The sequence below is a fragment of the Cohnella thermotolerans DSM 17683 genome (assembly GCF_000429825.1).
In the GTDB taxonomy this organism is placed as follows: domain Bacteria; phylum Bacillota; class Bacilli; order Paenibacillales; family Paenibacillaceae; genus Cohnella; species Cohnella thermotolerans.
This window is the reverse complement of sequence record NZ_AUCP01000085.1, coordinates 1-19,635: the sequence shown is the minus strand read 5'-3', so window position 1 is coordinate 19,635 and position 19,635 is coordinate 1. Positions and strand designations below refer to the sequence as shown.

The window sequence follows — 19,635 nt, the reverse complement described above, 5'->3', positions numbered from 1 at the left end:
CTTAGCGGCCCGAAGCTTGGCAGGCCATCCAAAGAACAACGTGACGCCGATGATCGAAAGCAAGAGAAGCAAGACGCTGCACAGCGCAATGCGATCGAAGGAAAGTTCGGCGAAGGCAAACGCAAGTTGGGTTTGGGCCGAATTTGCTCCCGCGGTGCTCATACAAGTTTAACTGTCATCGCTATCCAGTTTCTGGTTATGAACCTGGAACGGCGACTGCGGGTTCTTTTTTTCTCTTTTTTCAGATTCATTGCGTTCCGTCCGATTTTTTGCATGAAAACCGCAAAGAAAATCACGGTCTAGGCTCATGCGTTGGGAGCAGCTTAAATTGATCTTGTTCAGCAAGCCCTATTATAATGAGGAGGACGTAGCCCAAGCGAAGGAGCGGGAGCGTCCTTTTTGAACTAGCGGGCAGTTTAGTGACAAAAAAAGGAATCCTTTGTAAGGTAAAGAATAATAGAATCTGTGACGTTGATGAATTAGCGGTTATATGCAATTGGGGGAAGGACGAAAGATCGAATATATGCCATTACCATTTATTGTTGGTAGTGGTATATTTGTTTTAAGTGAATCAGTACATGATAACACTAGCCGGCGCGAGTTCGAGGAAGTCTTCACTAGCTTGAAGGAGTCTGTATAAAACAAAGTGGTTTCGAAGATGTTTGGAAGACTTTGCATAGAACGGAGCGGATTCAAAGATGTCTTGATAAAAGGACTCTGTATAGATCGTAGTGGATTTAAGATGGTTGCCAGGGCATACAGACTTTCCGTCGGTAAACGCGAAGAAGCCCCCGACAGCGTAACGCCGCATTATGCGAGCCATTTTTTATTCCCTCAGAAATGCTTGAAACCCTTGTCCCATAAGGGATTTCGCTGATTCCCCACTTCGCTTTTGTCGCTTTGTCCTCGCATAACTTGGATTTTTTCAGCCAAGATATACGAACCAGGCACTTAAAGGTTATGCGCGGAAAAAGATATACGCACCTGATTTTTACGAGATATACGAGGCTGATGGTTCGATCATAAATCGCATCAAAACACCAGTCAAGCTGACCCTGTCATTTAGGTGTTGTATTCTTCTGAACTGACAAGGAGGAATGACAGAACGTGGAAAAGAATGATGTCGCTGTCCAGAATGAGCCCAAAAGCAAACCTCGGGCCCTTCTGGAAGTATTAGCCGTATCCACGAAACTCGGTCTCACTTCATTCGGAGGACCGATCGCTCATCTCGGTTATTTTCATGACGAATACATACGCCGCCGCAAATGGATGGACGAACGGAGTTATGCGGATCTGGTCGCGCTTTGTCAGTTTCTTCCCGGTCCTGCCAGCAGTCAAGTCGGAATCGGGATTGGTGTCATTCGCGCCGGTTTGCTTGGCGGGCTGACTGCTTGGCTCGGCTTTACGCTGCCATCTGTCATCGCGCTGGTTCTGTTCGCCTTTCTTTTGCAGGGATTTGATATTGAAAGCGCAGGATGGATCCATGGCCTTAAGATCGTCGCCGTAGCCATTGTCGCTCAAGCCGTTCTTGGCATGGGACAAAAACTGACCCCTGACCGAAATAGAGCGACAATCGCCATTATTGCAGCGTCCGCCACCCTCTTGTGGCAGACAGCTTTCAGCCAGTTCCTGCTTATTGTTGTCGCGGGCATAGCTGGACTTATGTTATACAGAAAAACGGCAATACCTGAAGCACCGAACCTGTCAGTTCCTATCAGTCGCAGCTTTGCCGTCATCTGCTTGTCTCTTTTCTTTGGACTCCTGATCGCTTTGCCTCTGCTTCGACAATTTGGTGTTGCGGACTGGCTGTCCTTGTTCGACAGCTTTTATAGGGCAGGTTCTCTTGTATTTGGCGGAGGTCACGTTGTTCTTCCGCTGCTTGAACGGGAAGTCGTACCGACAGGGTGGATCAGCGAGGCAGACTTTCTAGCCGGTTACGGTGCGGCGCAAGCGGTGCCTGGACCGTTATTCACCTTTGCCGGTTATTTAGGTGCGATGATAAACGGAGTGAAAGGAGCTATGATCGCTACAGCGGCCATCTTTCTGCCTGCTTTTCTGTTGATCATAGGCGCGCTACCCTTCTGGAATTCCTTGCGAAAAAGCCCTAAAGTACAGGGGGCGCTGATCGGGATTAATGCAGCGGTCGTCGGCATCTTGTTAGCTGCATTATATAACCCGCTGTGGACGACGGCTATTCTGGCTCCTGCTGATTTTGCCTTGGTTTCGATTCTGTTCTTGATGCTCGTCTTTTGGAAGATACCGCCTTGGGTTGTTGTTATCATAGGTGCGATAGGCGGAACGCTGCTCGGAATGATTTGAAAATGGATCGCATACTTTGCCATGATTCAGGGAATTGAGATGCAACAAGTTCAGAATACGACTAAACCGCCACTGCTTCACGCGGATCTCCTGTTAAGGATGTTCAAAGCCTGAATCTTAAGAGGGTGTATGACATGAGCACTGAGAAATTAATTCGAAAGTTTGACAAACAAGCAAAAATATACGAAATGAGAAGAAGGAAGCAATCGGAAAAAAAGTGGCGCGAAAAACTGATCCGTTGCGCAAAGGGACATGTTCTGGAAGTTGGTGTAGGAGCGGGAGCCAACTTTCATTTTTACCCTAAGGACGTTGAAGTGACGGCAGTCGATTTCAGTAAGGAAATGTTGAGCAGAGCAAAAGAAGCAGCTGCTGAAAGCGGTATTCAAGCGGAATTCACTCTTTCCGATGTTGAATCGCTTTCCTTTCCGGACGATTCGTTTGATACCATCGTATCCACATTGACGTTTTGCGGGTATGAAGATCCACACCGAGTATTAAGTAATATTCAAAAGTGGTGCAAGCCGGGCGGACAGATTTTATTAATGGAACATGGAATCAGCTCATATCGGTTCGTCGGCCGGATTCAAAAGATGGTGGATCCGTTGTTCAAGAAAATGGTCGGATGCCATCTTAAACGGGATATTTTACAGATTCTCGAGATAACGAACCTGAACATAAATAAAGTAGAGCGGCATATGTTGGGAGCTGTATACCTGGTGTGGGCTGCCCCGAATAAATAGATCCAAACCGGCTTTTGTCCCATGCATATGGGATGAAAGCTTTTTTATTGACCTTGGCAATCGGCAATTTATTGACAGGGCAATGAATTTGTTTTAGAATTCAATAGAATACTTGAATAAAGGGTGGTTTGAGATGGACAACATGAACGGAAGACCTTTCAAAGATGCGATTTATAAACAATTCGCGCGGATCGGAAAATGCTTATCCAGCGAGAGACGCCTTGAACTTCTCAACCTTCTGTCACAGGGGGCCAAATCCGTCGAAAAGCTTGCCCAGCAGACGGATATGACCATCGCCAACGTCTCCCAACATCTTCAGGTTCTTTCCGAAGCCCGCTTGGTGACGTCCAAGAAGAGGGGAACTTATGTGTATTATGAGTTGGCGAACACGGCAGTAAACGAACTATTGCTGTCTATGTGGAAAACAGGGGAACAGCAGCTTGCAGACATTCAAAAGATAAAAGAAGAATTTATGCCCCCACACGGCGGTTTTCATACGATTTCTCTGGAAGAAGCATTGGCCAAACATAAACAGGGGGAAATCATTCTCGTTGATGTCCGGCCTTCCGAAGAGTACGAATATGATCATATTCCTGGCGCTATTTCCATTCCGATTGATGAGCTGGCTGAACATATGAATGAACTGCCGAGCGATCTTGAAATTGTAATCTACTGTCGCGGGCCATACTGTGTGTACTCGGCACAAGCCGTCTTGGAGCTGCGTAACAAAGGTTTCCTCGCTTACCGATTGGAAGAGGGGGTGCATGAATGGAAAAAACACACGGGAAGCCTTCACTAAACCGAATTTATCTGGATTACAACGCAAGCACTCCCATTGCTCCAGAAGTAGCGAAGGAAATCCAGTCGTTTCTGGTTGACCGGTTCGGCAACCCTTCTGCAAATCATTGGGCATCCCATTCGCTTCAGGAGACCATCCATCAATCGCGGGAGAGTGTTGCGCTTCTGTTGGGTTGCAATCCGGAAGAAATCGTGTTCACAAGCGGAGCCAGCGAAGCGAATAATCAGGCGCTGAAAGGTGTATTCTTTGGCCGTCAAAGACGAGGAAATCATATCATTGCAACAAAAATTGAACATCCTTCCGTTCTGGAGGCTTGTCGTTTTCTTGAAAGAGTAGGTGCGCAAGTTACCTATCTCGAGGTTGATGAATTCGGTCTCGTCTCTCCTGAGGATGTCGAAAAGGCGATCACCGATCAAACCATTCTCATCTCGATCATGCATGCCAATAACGAAGTGGGAACGATCCAGCCCATATCGGAAATTTCCCGAATCGCCCGAAAGCACGGAATTTATTTGCATTCGGACGCTGCCCAATCCGTCGGAAAGATACCGGTTAATGTACATGAGCTCGGGGTTGACTTGTTATCCGTCGCGGGTCATAAGTTCTATGCACCCAAGGGGATCGGAGCGTTATATATCCGCAGCGGTGTTGTTCTTGAGTCGCTTATCCATGGTGCCGGGCATGAATCGGGGAGGCGGGCCGGAACCGAGAACGTTCCGTATATTGCCGGGCTTGGCAAAGCAGCAGAGTTGGCCGCTCAGGATTTATCTGCCGAACATCTCAAAGCACTCGGTCAATATTTCTGGAATGAATTGAAAAATCACTTTCAAGACGCGATATCATTGAACGGGCATCCCGTTCATCGATTGCCGAATACGTTCAGTATCAATTTTCACGGTTACAGCGGGCAGGATATTCTTCAGCGATTGCCCGAGATCGCGGCCACCACGGGTTCCGCATGCCACACGGGAAGCACATCGTTATCTCCGATTTTATCGGCCATGAAAGTTCCTGAAGAGAAGGGAAGAGGAGCCGTACGATTCAGTCTGGGGAGATATACGACTGAAGAGATGATTAAGAAAGCCTTAACGATGATTAAAGAACGAATACCTCTCATCACAGAAGGAGGCAATTAGAATGTTGTTTCGTCAATACCTGCATCATGATCCAGTGGTGGCCATTTCCTATTTCTTCGGGTGCGGCAGCCAGTCGCAAGGGGTTGTCGTGGATCCGGTTGAGGAAGCCGTGGATTTCTATATCAAAGAGTCCAAGCGCCTTGGCTTGGATATTCGTTATGTGATCGATACTCATCTTCATGCCGATCATATTTCGGGTGCACGAGAGTTGGCGCAAAAGACAGGCGCAGCCTATGTCATGCATCAATCAGCGGCAACCGCTTTTCCGTTTCAATCCGTCGAAGACGGTGACGAAATCGTTGCCGGGAACACCGTAATTCGAATCCTTCATACGCCCGGTCATACTCCCGAGCATATTAGTCTTGTCGTAACGGATCGAGCGCGAGGTGAAGATCCTTGGTTTATCGTAACGGGTCACACCCTCATGGTTGGAGATGTGGGTCGGACAGAACTGGCGAGTGACTTCAAAGCGGGCGCAATGCAACTGTACGAAAGCTTGTTTCAAAAGATTCTGGTTCTGCCGGATGAACTCGAAGTGTATCCCGGAGCGTATTCCGGTTCGGTATGCGGCAGGAGCTTGAGCGGCAAACCTTCTTCCACCATCGGATATGAGAAGAAATTCAATAAAGCGTTGCGTTTGAAGGAGAGAGAAGCATTTGTTGCCTTCATGACCGAAAATATTCCCGAACCTCCCGCAGGATACCAGGAGATTCGAGCATATAACTCTGGTTTTCAAACGAATAAGCCATGACCGAAATGACTCCTCGACTAGGCATTCGCAACAACGCATTCAACTTTTTCATGCTTGTATTCACCAATTTGTTCGTCGGTTCCATGGTGGGAATGGAACGAACCATCTTGCCGCTCATTGGCGAGCAAGAGTTTGGACTTGCTTCTACTAGCGCAGCATTGTCATTTATCGTATCGTTCGGGTTCTCAAAAGCGATCGTGAACTACTTTGCAGGCAGGTTGGCGGAGCAATTCGGTCGCAAAAAAGTATTGCTGGCGGGCTGGGGCTTCGGTTTCATCGTGCCCCTGCTGGTCATTGCGGCGCATGAATGGTGGGTTATTATTGTTGCCAATCTATTTCTGGGAATCAATCAAGCTTTGACTTGGTCCATGACGGTGAACATGAAGATCGACCTGGTGAAAAGCAATGAGCGGGGACTTGCGATCGGTCTTAATGAAGCAGCCGGCTATTTAGGTCTCTCGGCTGCCGCTGGCATGACGGGGTACATCGCGTCCGTTTCATCCTTGCGCCCGGAGCCATTTTTATGGGGATTCGGGTTTACGTTGGCCGGATTTCTGCTTTCGTTAACCGTGAATTCTACGGAAAAACATTTGAAGGTTCAAAACGGAGCCAGTTTAAAACAAGCCGAGCACTCCGCGTCTGCTATCATGAAATTGGTCACTTGGAAGGACCGAACGCTATCGAGTTGCGCTTTCTCCGGGTTAGCCACCAATTTCAAAGACGGGGTGGCATGGGGGCTGTTTCCATTATTCTTGCTGGATAAAGGATTAACGGTCGGCGAGATCGGGGTTATCGTTGCCGTATACCCGATATCGTGGGGAACCTTTCAGTTGCTTACCGGCGCCCTAAGCGACAAATGGGGAAGAAAACCTCTGATCGTTGCGGGAATGACTTTGCAAGGGCTTGGCTTGTTGTCTTTTGCATTTTCGCACAGCTACTCCGCCTGGTTTAATGAAGCCATCGTTTTAGGGCTTGGAACCGCGATGGTTTATCCGACTCTCCAGGCAACGGTTAGCGACGTGGCCGGTCCTTCTTGGAGAGCGTCGGCGATGGGCGTATATCGCTTCTGGAGAGACAGCGGATATGCATTTGGAGCGTTGTTTGCCGGCTTCGTTGCAGATATGATTGACGCTAAGGCTGCCATAGCGATTCTATCCCTTTTGCCCTTGGCTGCGGGCGTTGTGTCGTTTTACAGGATGAAAGAGTCCTTGAAAAAATAGGCTTCTTTACGGATGTTCCATCAATTGATTCTCTATGGGATCAGTCGGGACGCATAAAGAATCAAAGGACCGCGGCGGTACCGAACCCGCCCCAATCCTTTGTTACAAATAAAGTAGAATTGCAAAATTGAGGATACCGAGGCACAATTTTTTGCGCCTCGGTGTTTTTTTTATGCGGGACATTGCTAAATTCCGTTTTTCTCGTGAAATTCAGCATTGCACGCCGCTATAATCAAGTAAGCCGAGTGTCGCATCCGGTAGAAATTTAACCTTTACAATAACCCCCTAGGGGGGATATTATTTAGTTGAATCTAATTAACCCCCCTTGGGGGATATTTAAAGTTATAAAGTACTATTCAGACGAGGAGGAATAATATGAGCGGTCAGCACTCTCATGATCACAATCACAAGTACAGAAAGCAAATTGTTAATCGGTTGGCTCGAATCGAAGGCCATCTGCGATCGGTAAAGGAAATGACTGCGGAGGGGCGAGACTGTTCCGAAGTTCTCCTACAAATCGCCGCTGTGCAAAAAGCTTTAGACAGCGCTGCAAAACTTTTGCTCAAAGATCATCTGGAAAGTTGCGTCGTAGACGCCGTACACAGCGGAAATCAGGATGAAGTACTCGCGGCACTGAATAAAGCGCTGGACAATTACATTCGTTGAGGAAGTGAACGTCTTGTCCGTACTCACTGTAGGAAAAACTACCGACAAAGAAAAAATAAAAATCATTCTTGCGTTGGCCGTACCGGCCATGATTGAAAACATACTGCAGACGATTGTCGGTTTCGTGGATACATTATTTGTTTCAAAGCTCGGTCTTGTTGAAGTTACCGCCGTTGGCGTCACGAATGCGATTTTAGCGGTTTATCTCGCCATTTTTTTGGCTGTGGGTACCGGAACGTCGGCCTTGATTGCTAAAAGTGTCGGAGCCGGCGATTTGGATAAGGCGAAGGCTATTGCCAGACACTCAACCTGGATATCAGCTTCTTTAGGAATTTTAATCGGAGTCATTACCTTTTTCTTTGCTGAGCCGTTGTTGCGCCTGATGGGCTCAGAGCCTAGCGTTTTGGCGGAAGGGATCGTTTATTTTCGCATCGTTGCGGTTCCTTCGATATTCATCTCCTTAATGACCATCTTCGGCAGTATACTACGAGCCGCGGGAGATACAAAAACCCCCATGAAAGTAGGTGTGTGGATCAATGTCATTCACATTGCACTGGACTATATACTTATCTTCGGATTTTTTGCATTTCCCGGCTTTGGTATCGCCGGAGCTGCATGGGCAACCGTCATAGCGAGAGTAATCGGAACGATTGCTCTTTATGCCTACATTCGAAGTTCGAAGCTCTCGTTTTCATTACGAAAAGGAACAACGGGCGGTTATACACTTTCTTTGCTGCAGCTTTCGGTCCCAACCGCGTTGGAGAGATTGATCATGCGTTTTGGCCAGGTTCTATACTTTGGCTTGATTGTTCGACTCGGTACCGATGTTTACGCAGCTCACACAATTGCCGGTAACATTGAGATCTTTTCCTACATGCCGGGTTATGGATTGGCTATCGCCGCAACGACATTAGTTGGACAATACTTAGGGGCGAATCGACGGGAAGAGGCATATCGTTTTGGATTACTGACGACGGGAATCGCGGTTGCTTTTATGTCCTTTGTAGGAGTTCTATTATTCGTATTTTCACCATTCGCAGCTACTTGGTTTACCAATGAGAATGATGTCATCGGGATGGTTACCACTGCATTGCGCATTGATGCTTTCGCACAGCCTTTTTTGGCCATTGGATTGGTTTTGGCAGGGGCATTGCAAGGTGCGGGAGATACGAAAAGTCCGATGTACAGTACTGCGATCGGCATGTGGTTAATTCGAGTTGTCGGCGTATATGTTTTATCCGTTATTTTAGGCATGGGGATCGCAGGCGTTTGGTTATCGATCGCCATTGATCTTGCGGCTCGTGCTGTGTTTCTATTTATGAGATTTTCGAAGAAGTTAAGGCCGCGTGAGCAAGTTAGCCAGCTGAAAGGATAATGATGATGAGGAAGCAATAATGGTTATTGATGGATAAAGACGATACCAATGTAATTGGGAAAAGGGGATTCGATGATTCTATGGTTCAAAAGACGAAAGCATTGGATCCATTAAAAAATCGTGCGAGAAGGCTAAAGCAGGACATCTACGTGCTTTATCTATCATACAGGGATCCGAGAGTTCCATGGTTCGCCAAGTTTTTTGCTGTTTGTGTTGTAGCGTATGCTTTTAGCCCAATTGATTTAATTCCCGATTTTATCCCTATACTAGGCTATTTGGACGATCTAATCATTGTTCCTTTCGGCATTGCACTTGCCTTAAAGATGATTCCACGACCCGTCATAGAAGACTGCAGAATGAGAGCCGATGAAATTAGACAGAGAGGTAAGCCAAAATACTGGATAACCGGAGTGCTGTTTATTGTTATTTGGATTCTTTGTGTAATTTGGATAGGAAGCGTATTATACCGATGGATCCAATGAGTGCAAATAGGAAAAGGCATGTCATAAGGAAGTGCCAGATTATTTATCGGATACCTAGCATAATTCCCATGTACGCACTGCAAATAAAGAGAAGTCCGAAAATAGCTGCCAATGCGCTAGTGAATTTTTTATGAAATAAAAGCACCGAAGAAAAAAGAAAAAGCATTGCTATAATTGCCAACAAAATACTTGTTCCGCTAACTCCAAACCCGATCGTCGTATTCGGTTCAATTTGTCCTTGTTGCTTCAGCCGCGGAATCACGATCGTAAAGGGCAGTGTAGGCAAAGATCATATCCATCTGCTGATCTCCTGTCCGCCAACGATGGCTCCTGCTAAGGTAATCCAGTATCTCAAGGGTAGATCGTCTCGAATGCTGCAGGACGAATTCTCCCACCTGAAAAAGAGATATTGGGGCCAGCACTTATGGGCGAGAGGATATTTCTGCGCAACTGTTGGTGCAGTAAATGAAGAGACAATTCGCAAATACATCGAAGGACAACAAGTCGAGGGAGACGATGTATTTGACATCGAAGAATGACCAGCAGCTATACCGAGTTTCAGTCGGAAACTTCAGGTGGCTTCAGCCACAGGTTGCTTTCAGCGGGCTTTAGCCCAAACCAGCGGCTTTGAGCCGCAAATCGAGTTTCAGTCGAAAGCTTTAGGTGGCTTTAGCCACCGGTAGCTTTTCAGCAGGCTTTAGCCTGAACAGCGACTTTCAGTCGCTTATAGGAACCTACCGGCTTTAGCCGGTAGTCGTTCAGATATTATTTTGCCTAAGTTCTTATTGTGTTATATTAGAAAGAGCTAATATAACTGGGGTGGAGAAATGAAGTTCTCGTATAAAGGAATTATTATCGTATTATCAATAGCTTTTATTGTTTCTGCTTGCGGATCGAAAAAAGAACAGGGACATCAAGGCCATACATCGAACGGTGATTTACAAGAAAAAACAGCTTCCGTTGAAGTTTTGCCATCTTTTTTGAAAGGTCAATCCGAACAAATCCGTTTGGTATATGAAGCTGCAGGAAAGGCGACAGATATATTAAAGTGGATTCCTTGCTATTGTGGCTGCGGCGAAAGCGCTAGACATACCAGCAATATGAACTGTTTTGTGAAAGAGGTCAATCAAGATGGGTCTCTTGTCTGGGATGACCATGGAACCCGTTGTGGAGTTTGCTTACAAATTGCGGCCCAATCGATAAAAATGAAACAAGAGGGTAAAACCTTAAAAGAGATTCGATCATATATTGATAAGACTTTCGAAAAAGGATATGCCAAACCCACAGATACCCCAATGCCGAATTAATAATTGAAACCCCATCCAACCAAGATGGGGTTTCAATTTGACACATGTATTAGAAGCTGCTAATATGATTACAAGAATTCATATTAGAGGATACTGATATGATGGGGGCGAAACGAATGGAAGCTAACCGTTTGGATGTAAAAGCGAAATTTATTCGTGGTTTTTCTGATAAAACACGGCTGCAAATCCTTCATTCTATTAAAGATAAGGAATTGACGGTATCGCAAATTGTTGAAGAGTTAAAAGGCAATCAGTCGAATATTTCTCAACACCTTGCATGCTTAAAGGGTTGCGGAATTATTGTCGGACGACAGGAAGGCAAGTTTATTTATTACAGTTTGAGAAATGAGCAAATTAAACAGTTGCTCCATATGATGGACGTCGTTTTTAGCCAAGTTGAAGAAGAAGTCGCAGCCTGCGACAAAAACGACCGACTGGATTGTTGCCCGAGCAATAAGGGAGGAACAGAAAATGAATGAAGATATAGAAAAAAAGGACTCGTGCTGTTCAAACGATGGCTGCTCGTCACCAAAGCAACCCAGCTTCAAAAAAAGTCTGACATTGTTAAATGCAACTTCTGCTGCGGCAAGTCAAGACGATTGTTGCAATGAAACGAAAGCGCCCAATTTCCAAAAAACGCTGGCTTTAATAAATGCAGATCCTTCCCCGACATGCGAGGATGAATGTTGCAGAGAAACTGACATAGATCGTTCTGCAGAACAGCCTTCTGGTGAGGCTAGTGGTCAAATGAACGAATATATGGTGCATGGGATGGATTGTCCGGCATGCGCCTTAACGATTGAAAAAACGGTAAGAAACATGGGAGGTATCTCTCATGTCCAAGTAAATTACAGCACAGGCAAAATGCAAGTTGTATCCAATGAAGAAGCGACTTTGGATAAGCTGCCTGAAACGATAAAAAAACTGGGATACACATTAGAACCGATTCAACAAAAAGAGAACGCTCGAATTTACAAAATTGAAGGTATGGACTGCAGTTCCTGCGCGCTAACCATTGAAAACCATTTAAAGAGTCTTCCGTCAGTAAAAAGCGTAAGTGTAAATTTTTCAACGGGAAAAATGACGGTAGTACACGACAATCCGGTTGAAGAAATGATCAAGGAAGTATCCAAAGCGGGCTATAAAGCTTCTATGGTATCAAACAGAAGGCAGAATGTTGAAGAAAACATAGATAAGTCAGGTACGAACCTGGTTGTATTATCAGGGGCGCTGCTTGCATTTGGGTTCGTTGGCTCTTACGCGAATGTATCGTCAACATTGATTACGCTGCTATACGTACTCTCCATTATTATCGGCGGATACAAACCTGCCAAAAGCGCCTTCTATGCCGTGAAAAGTCGCTCTTTGGATATGAATGTACTGATGACCGCAGCTGTGCTTGGCGCCGCGGCTATTGGCGAGTGGCTTGAAGGTGCAACCGTTGTATGGTTGTTTGCGCTGGGGAATGTACTTCAGACCAAATCCATTGAAAAGACTCGAAACTCGATCAGAAGTCTTATGGACCTGGCTCCTCCCGAAGCATGGGTTAAAAGTGGCGGAGAATGGATAAAAAAGCCCGTAGAAGAGGTTTCGGTCGGAGAAATCATCATTGTCAAACCAGGAGAAAAAATCCCATTAGACGGTGAAATCATTGTCGGGGAATCCAGTGTAAATCAAGCCCCCATAACAGGAGAATCCATACCCGTCGATAAGCAGGCAGGGGATAAGGTTTATGCGGGAACATTAAACGAACACGGAACTTTGGAAATTCGTGTGACCAAACTGGTGGAAGATACAACGGTCGCCAAAATTATTCGTTTGGTGGAGGAAGCGCAGGAACAAAAAGCCCCGACGCAAGCGTTTGTCGATAAATTTGCGCAGATCTATACGCCGATCGTATTTATCGGTGCATTGCTTGTTATGGTTTTCCCGCCTCTGTTTGGCTTTGGGGCATGGGCAGATTGGTTTTATAAGGGATTGGAACTGCTTGTTGTCGCGTGTCCGTGTGCGCTGGTTATTTCCACGCCTGTTGCCATCGTCAGCGCGATCGGGAATGCGGCCAAAAATGGCGTATTGATTAAAGGCGGAGCGTTTTTGGAAATCGCAGGAGCCATTCAAGCGATTTCGTTCGACAAAACTGGTACGTTAACCGAAGGAAAACCCAGGGTTACGCAAATCATCCCATTTGAAGGAACCGAAGCAGAAATCTTATCTATTGCGAGAACGTTGGAAGAGTACTCCACCCATCCGATCGCACAAGCTGTGGTACAGCATGCCATAAATCAAAATGTGAACGCGAAAATCGGTTCGGAGTATAGAAACATCGTGGGTAAAGGCGTACAAGCGACAATCGATCACGAAGTTTATTATGCGGGAAACACGAAACTGTTTGAAGAATTGAGCGTTTCGGTGGCACCCTTCCAAACGCAAATGAAACTTCAAGAAGAAGGCAACACACTCGTTCTCGTTGGAACGGCCAATCAACTCTTGGGCTTGATTGCGGTTGCGGATACGATTCGCGAAACCAGTGTTCACGCTCTACAAGGTCTGAAACAAGTCGGTGTTGGAGAAGTGGTGATGCTAACAGGCGACAACGAAGGCACCGCGCGAAAGGTTGCATCTCAAACTGGCGTGACCCGATATTTTGCAAATTTGCTTCCGGAAGATAAGGTTGAAGCCATAAAAAAGGTGCAAGCCGAAGGCAAAGCCATTGCAATGGTTGGGGATGGCATTAATGACGCGCCTGCTCTTGCCACGGCCGATTTGGGCATTGCGATGGGTGGAGCGGGAACGGATACGGCATTGGAAACAGCCGATATCGTCTTAATGGCCGATAACTTGGAGAAATTACCGCATACGATCCAACTGAGTCGAAAAGCGCTCCGCATTATCAAACAAAACATTTGGTTTTCGCTTATCATTAAATTGGTTGCGCTAGTTCTGATCTTTCCGGATATTTTGACACTTTGGCTGGCGGTTTTAAGCGATACAGGCGCGGCGCTCCTTGTTATTTTGAACAGTATGCGACTGCTGCGATTTAAACGTTAAGAAGGGTCCAAGGCCCTTCTTTTTGTATTATCCCCCTCGGACAAGCAGTTGAAAATTTTTGTTTACAATATTGAGGGGATATCATATATTTGAAGCATAAAGTTGCCTTAAGGAAACATTATGTTCATTGGCAAACATTTTTTTTGACGCAAAAATTGCACTAGGGAAACATAGTTGACCAAATTCAAAAATAGTTGGTCAAATTCAAAACAGGAGGGTTGTCGATGTCTCAAAAAAAGGAAGTATCAAGACGGAGTTTCTTAAAAGCTGGAGCCGCTGGAGCATTCGCCATAATTGGCAGCACGTTTTTAAATTCATTTACGTCTGCTCAAAAATCCGTACAAACAATGGATAAACATCAACTCCATGCGGATATGAAAAACCAGCTTCACGAAGGAATGAAACACGGATTTATTCCGAGTTCCGAAAAGACAAAAGGTTTTCAAATGGCGTGGAATGCACTAACGAATTTCGATTATGGAAAAGTCAGTACATTACCTGATGGTCGTACGATGAGGGAATACGAGATCACGGCGAGGGAAACCAATGTGGAAATTTCTAAAGGGATTACGTTTCCGGGGTGGACATTTAACGATACGATTCCGGGACCAACGATTCGCTGCACGGAAGGCGATGTGATTCGGGTTAAATTCCGAAATATCTCCGGCCATCCGCATTCGATTCATTTTCACGGTATTCATCCCACCAATATGGACGGTTTAGAAGCTGTTTTACCAGGCGGTGAATTCGTATACGAGTTTGAAGCCAAGCCCGCTGGAATGCACGTGTACCATTGTCACGTTGCGCCACTTGCGCGACACATTCATAAAGGGTTGTATGGAAATTTTATCATTGATCCGATAAAACCAAGAGCGAAGGCAACCGAGTTTAGTATGGTGATGAATGGATTTGACCTTGATTTAGACGGTGAAAATGAAGTTTATACGGTCAACGGGTATGCATTTGCGTATCTGCAGGAGCCGATTAAAGTGAAGGCGGGAGATTTAGTAAGAATTTACTTAAGTAATATGACGGAATTTGATCCCATTAACTCCTTCCACCTTCATGCAAACTTCTTTAATTATTATGCAACTGGAGCAGATCCCGAGGCGCGTCCGTACTTTACCGATACAATTATGCAATGCCAAGGTGAACGCGGGATATTGGAAATTATTTTCCCGGCACCGGGTAAATATATGTTTCATGCCCACCAGAGTGAGTTTGCGGAATTAGGCTGGATGGGTTTCTTTGTAGCCGAGTAAGGAAGGAGGGAAACGAATGCAGAAGTATAAGATGATATTTTGGGGCATTTTACCGATTGTTTTATTAGCAGCTATTATTATGCTGATCGTGAAGAACGGAACGGGCGTACAGAGTAATCCTGCAGCACCGATCGAAGTGTTAAACATTGAGAAAATCACGCTTGATTATGAAAAAGGTTTTGAGGTCAAAGTTTTAAACTCGGGACCAGAGGAGGTAACGATTGCCCAAGTAGTAGTGGATGATTCATTTTGGAACGCAGAATTTTTGCCCAGCGATACACTGAAACGATTTGAAACGGGAACGATCAAGATCCCTTACCCGTGGGTGTACGGCGACCCGCACGAAATCAAACTTATTACCACAAACGGATTGATTTTTACGGGTGAAGTTGCCGCGGCAACCGATACACCGAAAGCCAGTCCGGAATTGTTTTGGCAATATGCGTTAATCGGCTCTTATGTCGGTATTGTACCTGTTGGCTTGGGATTGTTATGGTATCCATTCTTACGCCGTTTCTCGACCAGAGGGATGCACGCGATTCTAGCGTTAACCGTCGGACTGCTATTCTTCCTTGTTATTGATACTTTTGAGGAAGGCTTGGAAATGGCGGGAGAGGCCCCTGGTGTGTTTCAAGGAACCGGCCTGGTTTGGTTTGGGGCTTTATTAAGCTTTTTATTCTTGGTGGCCATCGACCAATCCAACGGCAGAAAATTAGTAGTAAATTCGGCACAGGGAAAAAGCTTATCTTACAAAATTGCTACGGGAATCGGTTTGCATAACTTTGGTGAAGGATTAGCCATTGGAGCTGCATTCGCGGTAGGCGAAGCTGCGCTTGGCACTTTCCTTATTATCGGATTTACACTCCACAATATAACCGAGGGGGTCGGTATAGCAGCGCCATTGCTGAAGGAACGCCCTACTTGGAAAACGTTCGTCCTGTTAGCGACCATTGCCGGTGCTCCCGCGATATTAGGAACGTGGGTGGGTGGTTTTATCTTTAATGATACGCTGGCCGCTTTGTTCTTCGGTATTGGCGCCGGTGCCATTTTACAAGTCATTTATGCAATTTCGAAGCTGATTTTCAAACAATCTGCGGACAAAGGGTTATCGCCTGTCTCCTGGCTGAATTTCGGCGGCTTGACGATGGGGATATTGTTAATGTACGTCACTGCTTTAATGGTCAAGTTCTAAAAGGAGGGGAACTCATATGCCAATGAATATCGGTGCCGGAGGACTGATTCTTATCTTATTGGTTGCCTTATTAATGTTTGGCCCTTCCAAGCTACCGCAATTGGGAAGAGCCATTGGCACAACGATTCGGGAGTTTCGGCAAGGAACGAAGGAATTATTGAATGAGCCCAAAGAAACAAACAAAGAATAAATGACTGGAATAAGCCGCACTCTAACAGGTGCGGTTTTCATTTTGAAAATTGACAGCGCATCATTTTGGCAATATACTATATATGAATATATATTCATATATAAGAAGGCGATGTTAAATGAATCGATTTGAGCATAAGTTTTTGTCCGAAGACACTGTGCTAAACACATCCTTAATTTTTAAAGCTTTAGCTGATCCAACTCGAATCAAAATTTTATATTTATTATCCCAAGAAGAGTGTTCAGTGAAACATATTGCTGAAGTGTTGGAAATGTCGCAATCGGCGGTATCTCATCAGTTAAGTTATTTGCGCAATATGCGACTCATTACATATCGCCGCGAAGGTCAAACGTTAATTTACACATACAATGATGAACATGTTATTACACTGCTCAAACAAGCCATCGAACATGCTGAACATTAGAAGGAGGTTTACTATCATGGCGCATTCTCACGATCATCACGGTCATCATCACCATCATCACGGACACCATCACCATGGTCACGACCATCATGGAACCAGAGAAGGCAACAAAAAAGGGCTTCTTATTGCACTTGGAATAACAGCGGGTATTATGTTGTTGGAATTTATCGGTGGGCTTGTAACGAATAGTTTGGCGTTGCTATCGGATAGCGGTCACATGTTAAGCGATGCGAGCTCATTGTTGCTAAGCTTGGTTGCAATTTGGTTTGCGGCGAAACCGCCGTCATCAAAAAAAACATATGGGTTTTATCGTTTTGAAATTTTGGCAGCGCTCTTTAATGGGATTACTTTGTTTGTCGTTTCAGGATTCATTATTTGGGAAGCGATTCGCCGGTTTCAGGAACCACCCACGGTTGCAAGCGGCACAATGATGGGGATTGCGTTCGTCGGACTATGTGCCAACTTGTTAAGCGCTTGGTCGTTAATGAGAAAGGGCGATGTCAAAGAAAATATCAACTTGCGCAGCGCCTACCTTCATATTATCGGAGATGCGTTGGGATCGGTCGGAGCCATCCTGGCCGGTATCGTGATGCTTTTGTTTGATTGGTACATCGCCGACCCGATCATCAGCGTTATCGTTGCTGTTCTTATTCTGAAAAGTGCTTGGGCAGTCTTGTCTCATTCCGTTCATATACTAATGGAAGGTACGCCGATAACTATCGACCAAGAGGAAGTTAAACGTGTATTAAAACGAATTGACGGAGTTTTGGACGTTCACGATTTACACGTTTGGTCTATCACTTCAGGGCTTGACTCATTCAGCTGCCACTTACTTATCCAAGATGACACCGACAGCCAACGAATTTTACAGGAAGCGATTGAAGAAATGGAAAAGCAGTTCAAAATTCAGCACACGACCATTCAAGTGGAAACGTCCCGGATCCACCATCATGAATTGCACTAATGGGTGATGATTATGCAGACAGACGTTCTTATTATCGGCGGCGGACAGGCGGGTCTTGCCGCCGCGTATTATCTTGCTCAACGTGACATTCCTTACATTATTCTCGATAAAGGCAAAGAAATTGGCGAAGTGTGGAAAAATCGTTATGATTCGTTGACGCTTTTTACACCTCGTAATTATAGTCAATTACCCGGTCATTTTTTAATCGGAAACCCCAATGAATACCCAACAAAGGACGAAATTGCATTGGCATTAAAACAATATGCAGAGAAGCATCAATTTCATATTCGGCTCAATACCGAAGTATTATCCTTGATCCGAAAAAATGATGAATTCCAAGCGGAAACCAATCAAGGATTATTTACATCCCAACACGTTATCGTGGCTACGGGACCTTTTCAAAAGCCTTTTATCCCTCCACTATCTAATAATTTAGACAAAAGTATAAAGCAATTACACTCAGCTAATTATCGCAATCTAGACGATTTGAATAAAGGTTCGGTTTTGGTCGTTGGAAGTGGCAATTCAGGCGCACAAATAGCAGTAGAGCTTGCTGGAAGTCATCGTGTCATTTTATCTGCCGGGCATCGGATTACATATATGCCACTATCCATTTTGGGTAAAAGTATCTTTTGGTGTTTTGACAAGCTAGGCATATTAAACGCCCCATCTGATACACGCTTAGGGCAAATTATTCGAAAGCGTCCGGATCCCGTCTTTGGATTGGAATTAAAACAGATGGTGAAGTCGGAGCAAATCATATCAAAGCCGAAAGCAGAAAAAGTCGAAAACCATACTGTTTATTTTACAGATGGCACATCCGTTGAAGTGGAGAATGTAATTTGGGCCACCGGATTTCGTTTCGACTATGGTTGGTTGCACATTCCGAACGCATTAGATGAACATGGGAAGCCGATTCAGCAGAAAGGAATCAGTCCAGTGAACGGTTTGTATTATATCGGATTACCATGGCAAACGTCACGCAATTCTGCACTAATCGGTGGAGTTGGAATAGACGCGGCGCAAGTTGTAAAGAAGATATATAGTCACTATAATCTTACAACAATATGATTGAGAACTAGGACTATTGAGCATGAGAACTCTTTCAAGTGCTCTTTCGACAAATTCAAAAATTTCCCATTTTGGTTCTTGCCTGTTCTGACACTCTGGTAATATAATAATAGGTAATAAGTATGATTTGGAAAAAGGCAAACCTGTTCGAAAGACAGGGACGCAAAGCCACGGGTCTTCTGCATAAAAATATGCAATGATAGCCGGGTTACCCTAAGTCATCCAGAAGATACTACGTGTTCGGGGTAGTGTCTTTTTTGTTTTTGTGAAAAAAATGACGAAAGGAAGTGATTGACTTCGGGATATAAAACGACTGATTCATGTGATCCAAGTCTTGGGAATTTGAACCTATCTGAGAGCAGCGGTACGATGTCAAGTCCTTAAATTCAATGATTTTGAATGAACCGCACTCTTTTCAGGGGGTGACCCGGAAAAAGGCAAACCCAAACTAAACCCGCCCTACCTAGATTTTTCAGATATTTCCTAAATATCAAGGAAATAGGCGGTTAGATGAAAGGGCCTATGTCATGCGTTTTGTCGGATCACCTCTCTGGGTTCGTAAAGTCGGTTGGTTCGCAGCAGATAATCGACCAACCGCACCAATTTACGAGCTGTAAGCGCAAGGGCACGTTTTTCGGCATACTTGGCCGGTTCCGCCGCTTTGAGACTGAAGTACTTCGCAAATACAG

19 protein-coding genes, 2 pseudogenes and 1 riboswitch are annotated in these 19,635 nt (G+C 45.2%); of the genes and pseudogenes, 20 read left to right on the top strand and 1 reads right to left on the bottom strand.

Annotation, left to right across the window (positions count from 1 at the left end; all coding sequences use genetic code 11):
- The 20 genes and pseudogenes from G485_RS26730 to G485_RS0115170 all read left to right on the top strand — a co-directional run.
- Nucleotides 1-303: transposase (locus G485_RS26730; RefSeq protein ID WP_156922361.1), on the top strand; the 303-nt coding region annotated here is incomplete at its 5' end.
- 804 nt (nt 304-1,107) lie between these two features.
- Entirely contained in the window at nt 1,108-2,319 is a 1,212-nt protein-coding gene (locus G485_RS0115250; RefSeq protein WP_027093269.1) for a chromate transporter, read from the top strand.
- A 134-nt stretch (nt 2,320-2,453) separates the two neighbouring features.
- Nucleotides 2,454-3,059: a class I SAM-dependent methyltransferase gene (locus tag G485_RS0115245; RefSeq protein ID WP_027093268.1), complete on the top strand. Its 606-nt coding sequence runs from the start codon at nt 2,454-2,456 to the stop codon at nt 3,057-3,059.
- 142 nt (nt 3,060-3,201) lie between these two features.
- On the top strand, nt 3,202-3,858 hold the full coding sequence (locus G485_RS0115240; protein ID WP_027093267.1) for a metalloregulator ArsR/SmtB family transcription factor: 657 nt from the start codon (nt 3,202-3,204) through the stop codon (nt 3,856-3,858).
- The gene (locus G485_RS0115235; protein ID WP_035156486.1) at nt 3,828-4,994 is read left to right on the top strand and encodes a cysteine desulfurase family protein; all 1,167 of its coding nucleotides are present in this window, start codon (nt 3,828-3,830) and stop codon (nt 4,992-4,994) included. The genes G485_RS0115240 and G485_RS0115235 overlap by 31 nt, the downstream gene beginning before the upstream one ends.
- A gap of 1 nt (nt 4,995) precedes the next feature.
- The gene (locus tag G485_RS0115230) at nt 4,996-5,745 is read left to right on the top strand and encodes an MBL fold metallo-hydrolase (RefSeq protein WP_027093265.1); all 750 of its coding nucleotides are present in this window, start codon (nt 4,996-4,998) and stop codon (nt 5,743-5,745) included.
- Between the two features lie 5 nt (nt 5,746-5,750).
- Entirely contained in the window at nt 5,751-6,965 is a 1,215-nt protein-coding gene (locus tag G485_RS0115225; protein ID WP_420805790.1) for an MFS transporter, read from the top strand.
- Between the two features lie 375 nt (nt 6,966-7,340).
- Nucleotides 7,341-7,631 (top strand): metal-sensing transcriptional repressor, encoded by a 291-nt coding sequence (locus G485_RS0115220; protein ID WP_027093263.1) that lies wholly within the window; start codon nt 7,341-7,343, stop codon nt 7,629-7,631.
- A 13-nt stretch (nt 7,632-7,644) separates the two neighbouring features.
- Nucleotides 7,645-9,006: an MATE family efflux transporter gene (locus G485_RS0115215; protein WP_027093262.1), complete on the top strand. Its 1,362-nt coding sequence runs from the start codon at nt 7,645-7,647 to the stop codon at nt 9,004-9,006.
- Nucleotides 9,007-9,086: 80 nt separating this feature from the next.
- The gene (locus tag G485_RS0115210) at nt 9,087-9,488 is read left to right on the top strand and encodes a YkvA family protein (RefSeq protein WP_027093261.1); all 402 of its coding nucleotides are present in this window, start codon (nt 9,087-9,089) and stop codon (nt 9,486-9,488) included.
- Nucleotides 9,489-9,727: 239 nt separating this feature from the next.
- Nucleotides 9,728-10,027, top strand: a pseudogene (gene tnpA / locus G485_RS0115205) (IS200/IS605 family transposase); the annotation flags it as partial.
- A gap of 288 nt (nt 10,028-10,315) precedes the next feature.
- Nucleotides 10,316-10,795 (top strand): PCYCGC motif-containing (lipo)protein, encoded by a 480-nt coding sequence (locus G485_RS29230; protein WP_084423334.1) that lies wholly within the window; start codon nt 10,316-10,318, stop codon nt 10,793-10,795.
- A 116-nt stretch (nt 10,796-10,911) separates the two neighbouring features.
- The gene (locus G485_RS0115200; RefSeq protein WP_027093259.1) at nt 10,912-11,274 is read left to right on the top strand and encodes an ArsR/SmtB family transcription factor; all 363 of its coding nucleotides are present in this window, start codon (nt 10,912-10,914) and stop codon (nt 11,272-11,274) included.
- Nucleotides 11,267-13,843, top strand: a complete 2,577-nt coding sequence (locus tag G485_RS0115195; RefSeq protein ID WP_027093258.1) for a heavy metal translocating P-type ATPase — start codon at nt 11,267-11,269, stop codon at nt 13,841-13,843. Before G485_RS0115200 ends, G485_RS0115195 begins: the two co-directional genes overlap by 8 nt.
- A 224-nt stretch (nt 13,844-14,067) precedes the next feature.
- Nucleotides 14,068-15,105 (top strand): multicopper oxidase domain-containing protein, encoded by a 1,038-nt coding sequence (locus tag G485_RS0115190; protein ID WP_027093257.1) that lies wholly within the window; start codon nt 14,068-14,070, stop codon nt 15,103-15,105.
- Between the two features lie 16 nt (nt 15,106-15,121).
- Entirely contained in the window at nt 15,122-16,297 is a 1,176-nt protein-coding gene (locus G485_RS0115185; protein ID WP_027093256.1) for a ZIP family metal transporter, read from the top strand.
- A gap of 16 nt (nt 16,298-16,313) precedes the next feature.
- On the top strand, nt 16,314-16,487 hold the full coding sequence (gene tatA / locus G485_RS29225) for a twin-arginine translocase TatA/TatE family subunit (protein WP_084423333.1): 174 nt from the start codon (nt 16,314-16,316) through the stop codon (nt 16,485-16,487).
- Between the two features lie 118 nt (nt 16,488-16,605).
- Nucleotides 16,606-16,911, top strand: a complete 306-nt coding sequence (locus G485_RS29220) for an ArsR/SmtB family transcription factor (RefSeq protein WP_084423332.1) — start codon at nt 16,606-16,608, stop codon at nt 16,909-16,911.
- Between the two features lie 16 nt (nt 16,912-16,927).
- Complete coding sequence (locus G485_RS0115175) at nt 16,928-17,875, top strand: cation diffusion facilitator family transporter (protein ID WP_027093255.1); 948 nt, start codon at nt 16,928-16,930, stop codon at nt 17,873-17,875.
- Nucleotides 17,876-17,887: 12 nt separating this feature from the next.
- Nucleotides 17,888-18,946: a flavin-containing monooxygenase gene (locus tag G485_RS0115170; RefSeq protein ID WP_027093254.1), complete on the top strand. Its 1,059-nt coding sequence runs from the start codon at nt 17,888-17,890 to the stop codon at nt 18,944-18,946.
- A gap of 126 nt (nt 18,947-19,072) precedes the next feature.
- A riboswitch (cyclic di-GMP riboswitch) is annotated at nt 19,073-19,162 on the top strand.
- Between the two features lie 309 nt (nt 19,163-19,471).
- On the opposite strand, the pseudogene G485_RS31650 reads toward G485_RS0115170, so the two are convergent.
- Nucleotides 19,472-19,635 (bottom strand): annotated as a pseudogene (locus G485_RS31650) (IS110 family transposase); the annotation flags it as partial.

What these genes read in the sequence shown, in the direction of transcription:
- G485_RS0115225 (WP_420805790.1), top strand. Translation starts at nt 5,751, where the DNA reads ATGACTCCTCGACTAGGCATTCGCAACAACGCATTCAACTTTTTCATG.
- G485_RS0115235 (WP_035156486.1), top strand. Translation starts at nt 3,828, where the DNA reads ATGGAAAAAACACACGGGAAGCCTTCACTAAACCGAATTTATCTGGAT.
- G485_RS0115240 (WP_027093267.1), top strand. Translation starts at nt 3,202, where the DNA reads ATGAACGGAAGACCTTTCAAAGATGCGATTTATAAACAATTCGCGCGG.
- G485_RS0115175 (WP_027093255.1), top strand. Translation starts at nt 16,928, where the DNA reads ATGGCGCATTCTCACGATCATCACGGTCATCATCACCATCATCACGGA.
- G485_RS29220 (WP_084423332.1), top strand. Translation starts at nt 16,606, where the DNA reads ATGAATCGATTTGAGCATAAGTTTTTGTCCGAAGACACTGTGCTAAAC.
- G485_RS0115200 (WP_027093259.1), top strand. Translation starts at nt 10,912, where the DNA reads ATGGAAGCTAACCGTTTGGATGTAAAAGCGAAATTTATTCGTGGTTTT.
- tatA (WP_084423333.1), top strand. Translation starts at nt 16,314, where the DNA reads ATGCCAATGAATATCGGTGCCGGAGGACTGATTCTTATCTTATTGGTT.
- G485_RS0115170 (WP_027093254.1), top strand. Translation starts at nt 17,888, where the DNA reads ATGCAGACAGACGTTCTTATTATCGGCGGCGGACAGGCGGGTCTTGCC.
- G485_RS0115220 (WP_027093263.1), top strand. Translation starts at nt 7,341, where the DNA reads ATGAGCGGTCAGCACTCTCATGATCACAATCACAAGTACAGAAAGCAA.
- G485_RS29230 (WP_084423334.1), top strand. Translation starts at nt 10,316, where the DNA reads ATGAAGTTCTCGTATAAAGGAATTATTATCGTATTATCAATAGCTTTT.
- G485_RS0115245 (WP_027093268.1), top strand. Translation starts at nt 2,454, where the DNA reads ATGAGCACTGAGAAATTAATTCGAAAGTTTGACAAACAAGCAAAAATA.
- G485_RS0115195 (WP_027093258.1), top strand. Translation starts at nt 11,267, where the DNA reads ATGAATGAAGATATAGAAAAAAAGGACTCGTGCTGTTCAAACGATGGC.
- G485_RS0115210 (WP_027093261.1), top strand. Translation starts at nt 9,087, where the DNA reads ATGGTTCAAAAGACGAAAGCATTGGATCCATTAAAAAATCGTGCGAGA.
- G485_RS0115185 (WP_027093256.1), top strand. Translation starts at nt 15,122, where the DNA reads ATGCAGAAGTATAAGATGATATTTTGGGGCATTTTACCGATTGTTTTA.
- G485_RS0115230 (WP_027093265.1), top strand. Translation starts at nt 4,996, where the DNA reads ATGTTGTTTCGTCAATACCTGCATCATGATCCAGTGGTGGCCATTTCC.
- G485_RS0115190 (WP_027093257.1), top strand. Translation starts at nt 14,068, where the DNA reads ATGTCTCAAAAAAAGGAAGTATCAAGACGGAGTTTCTTAAAAGCTGGA.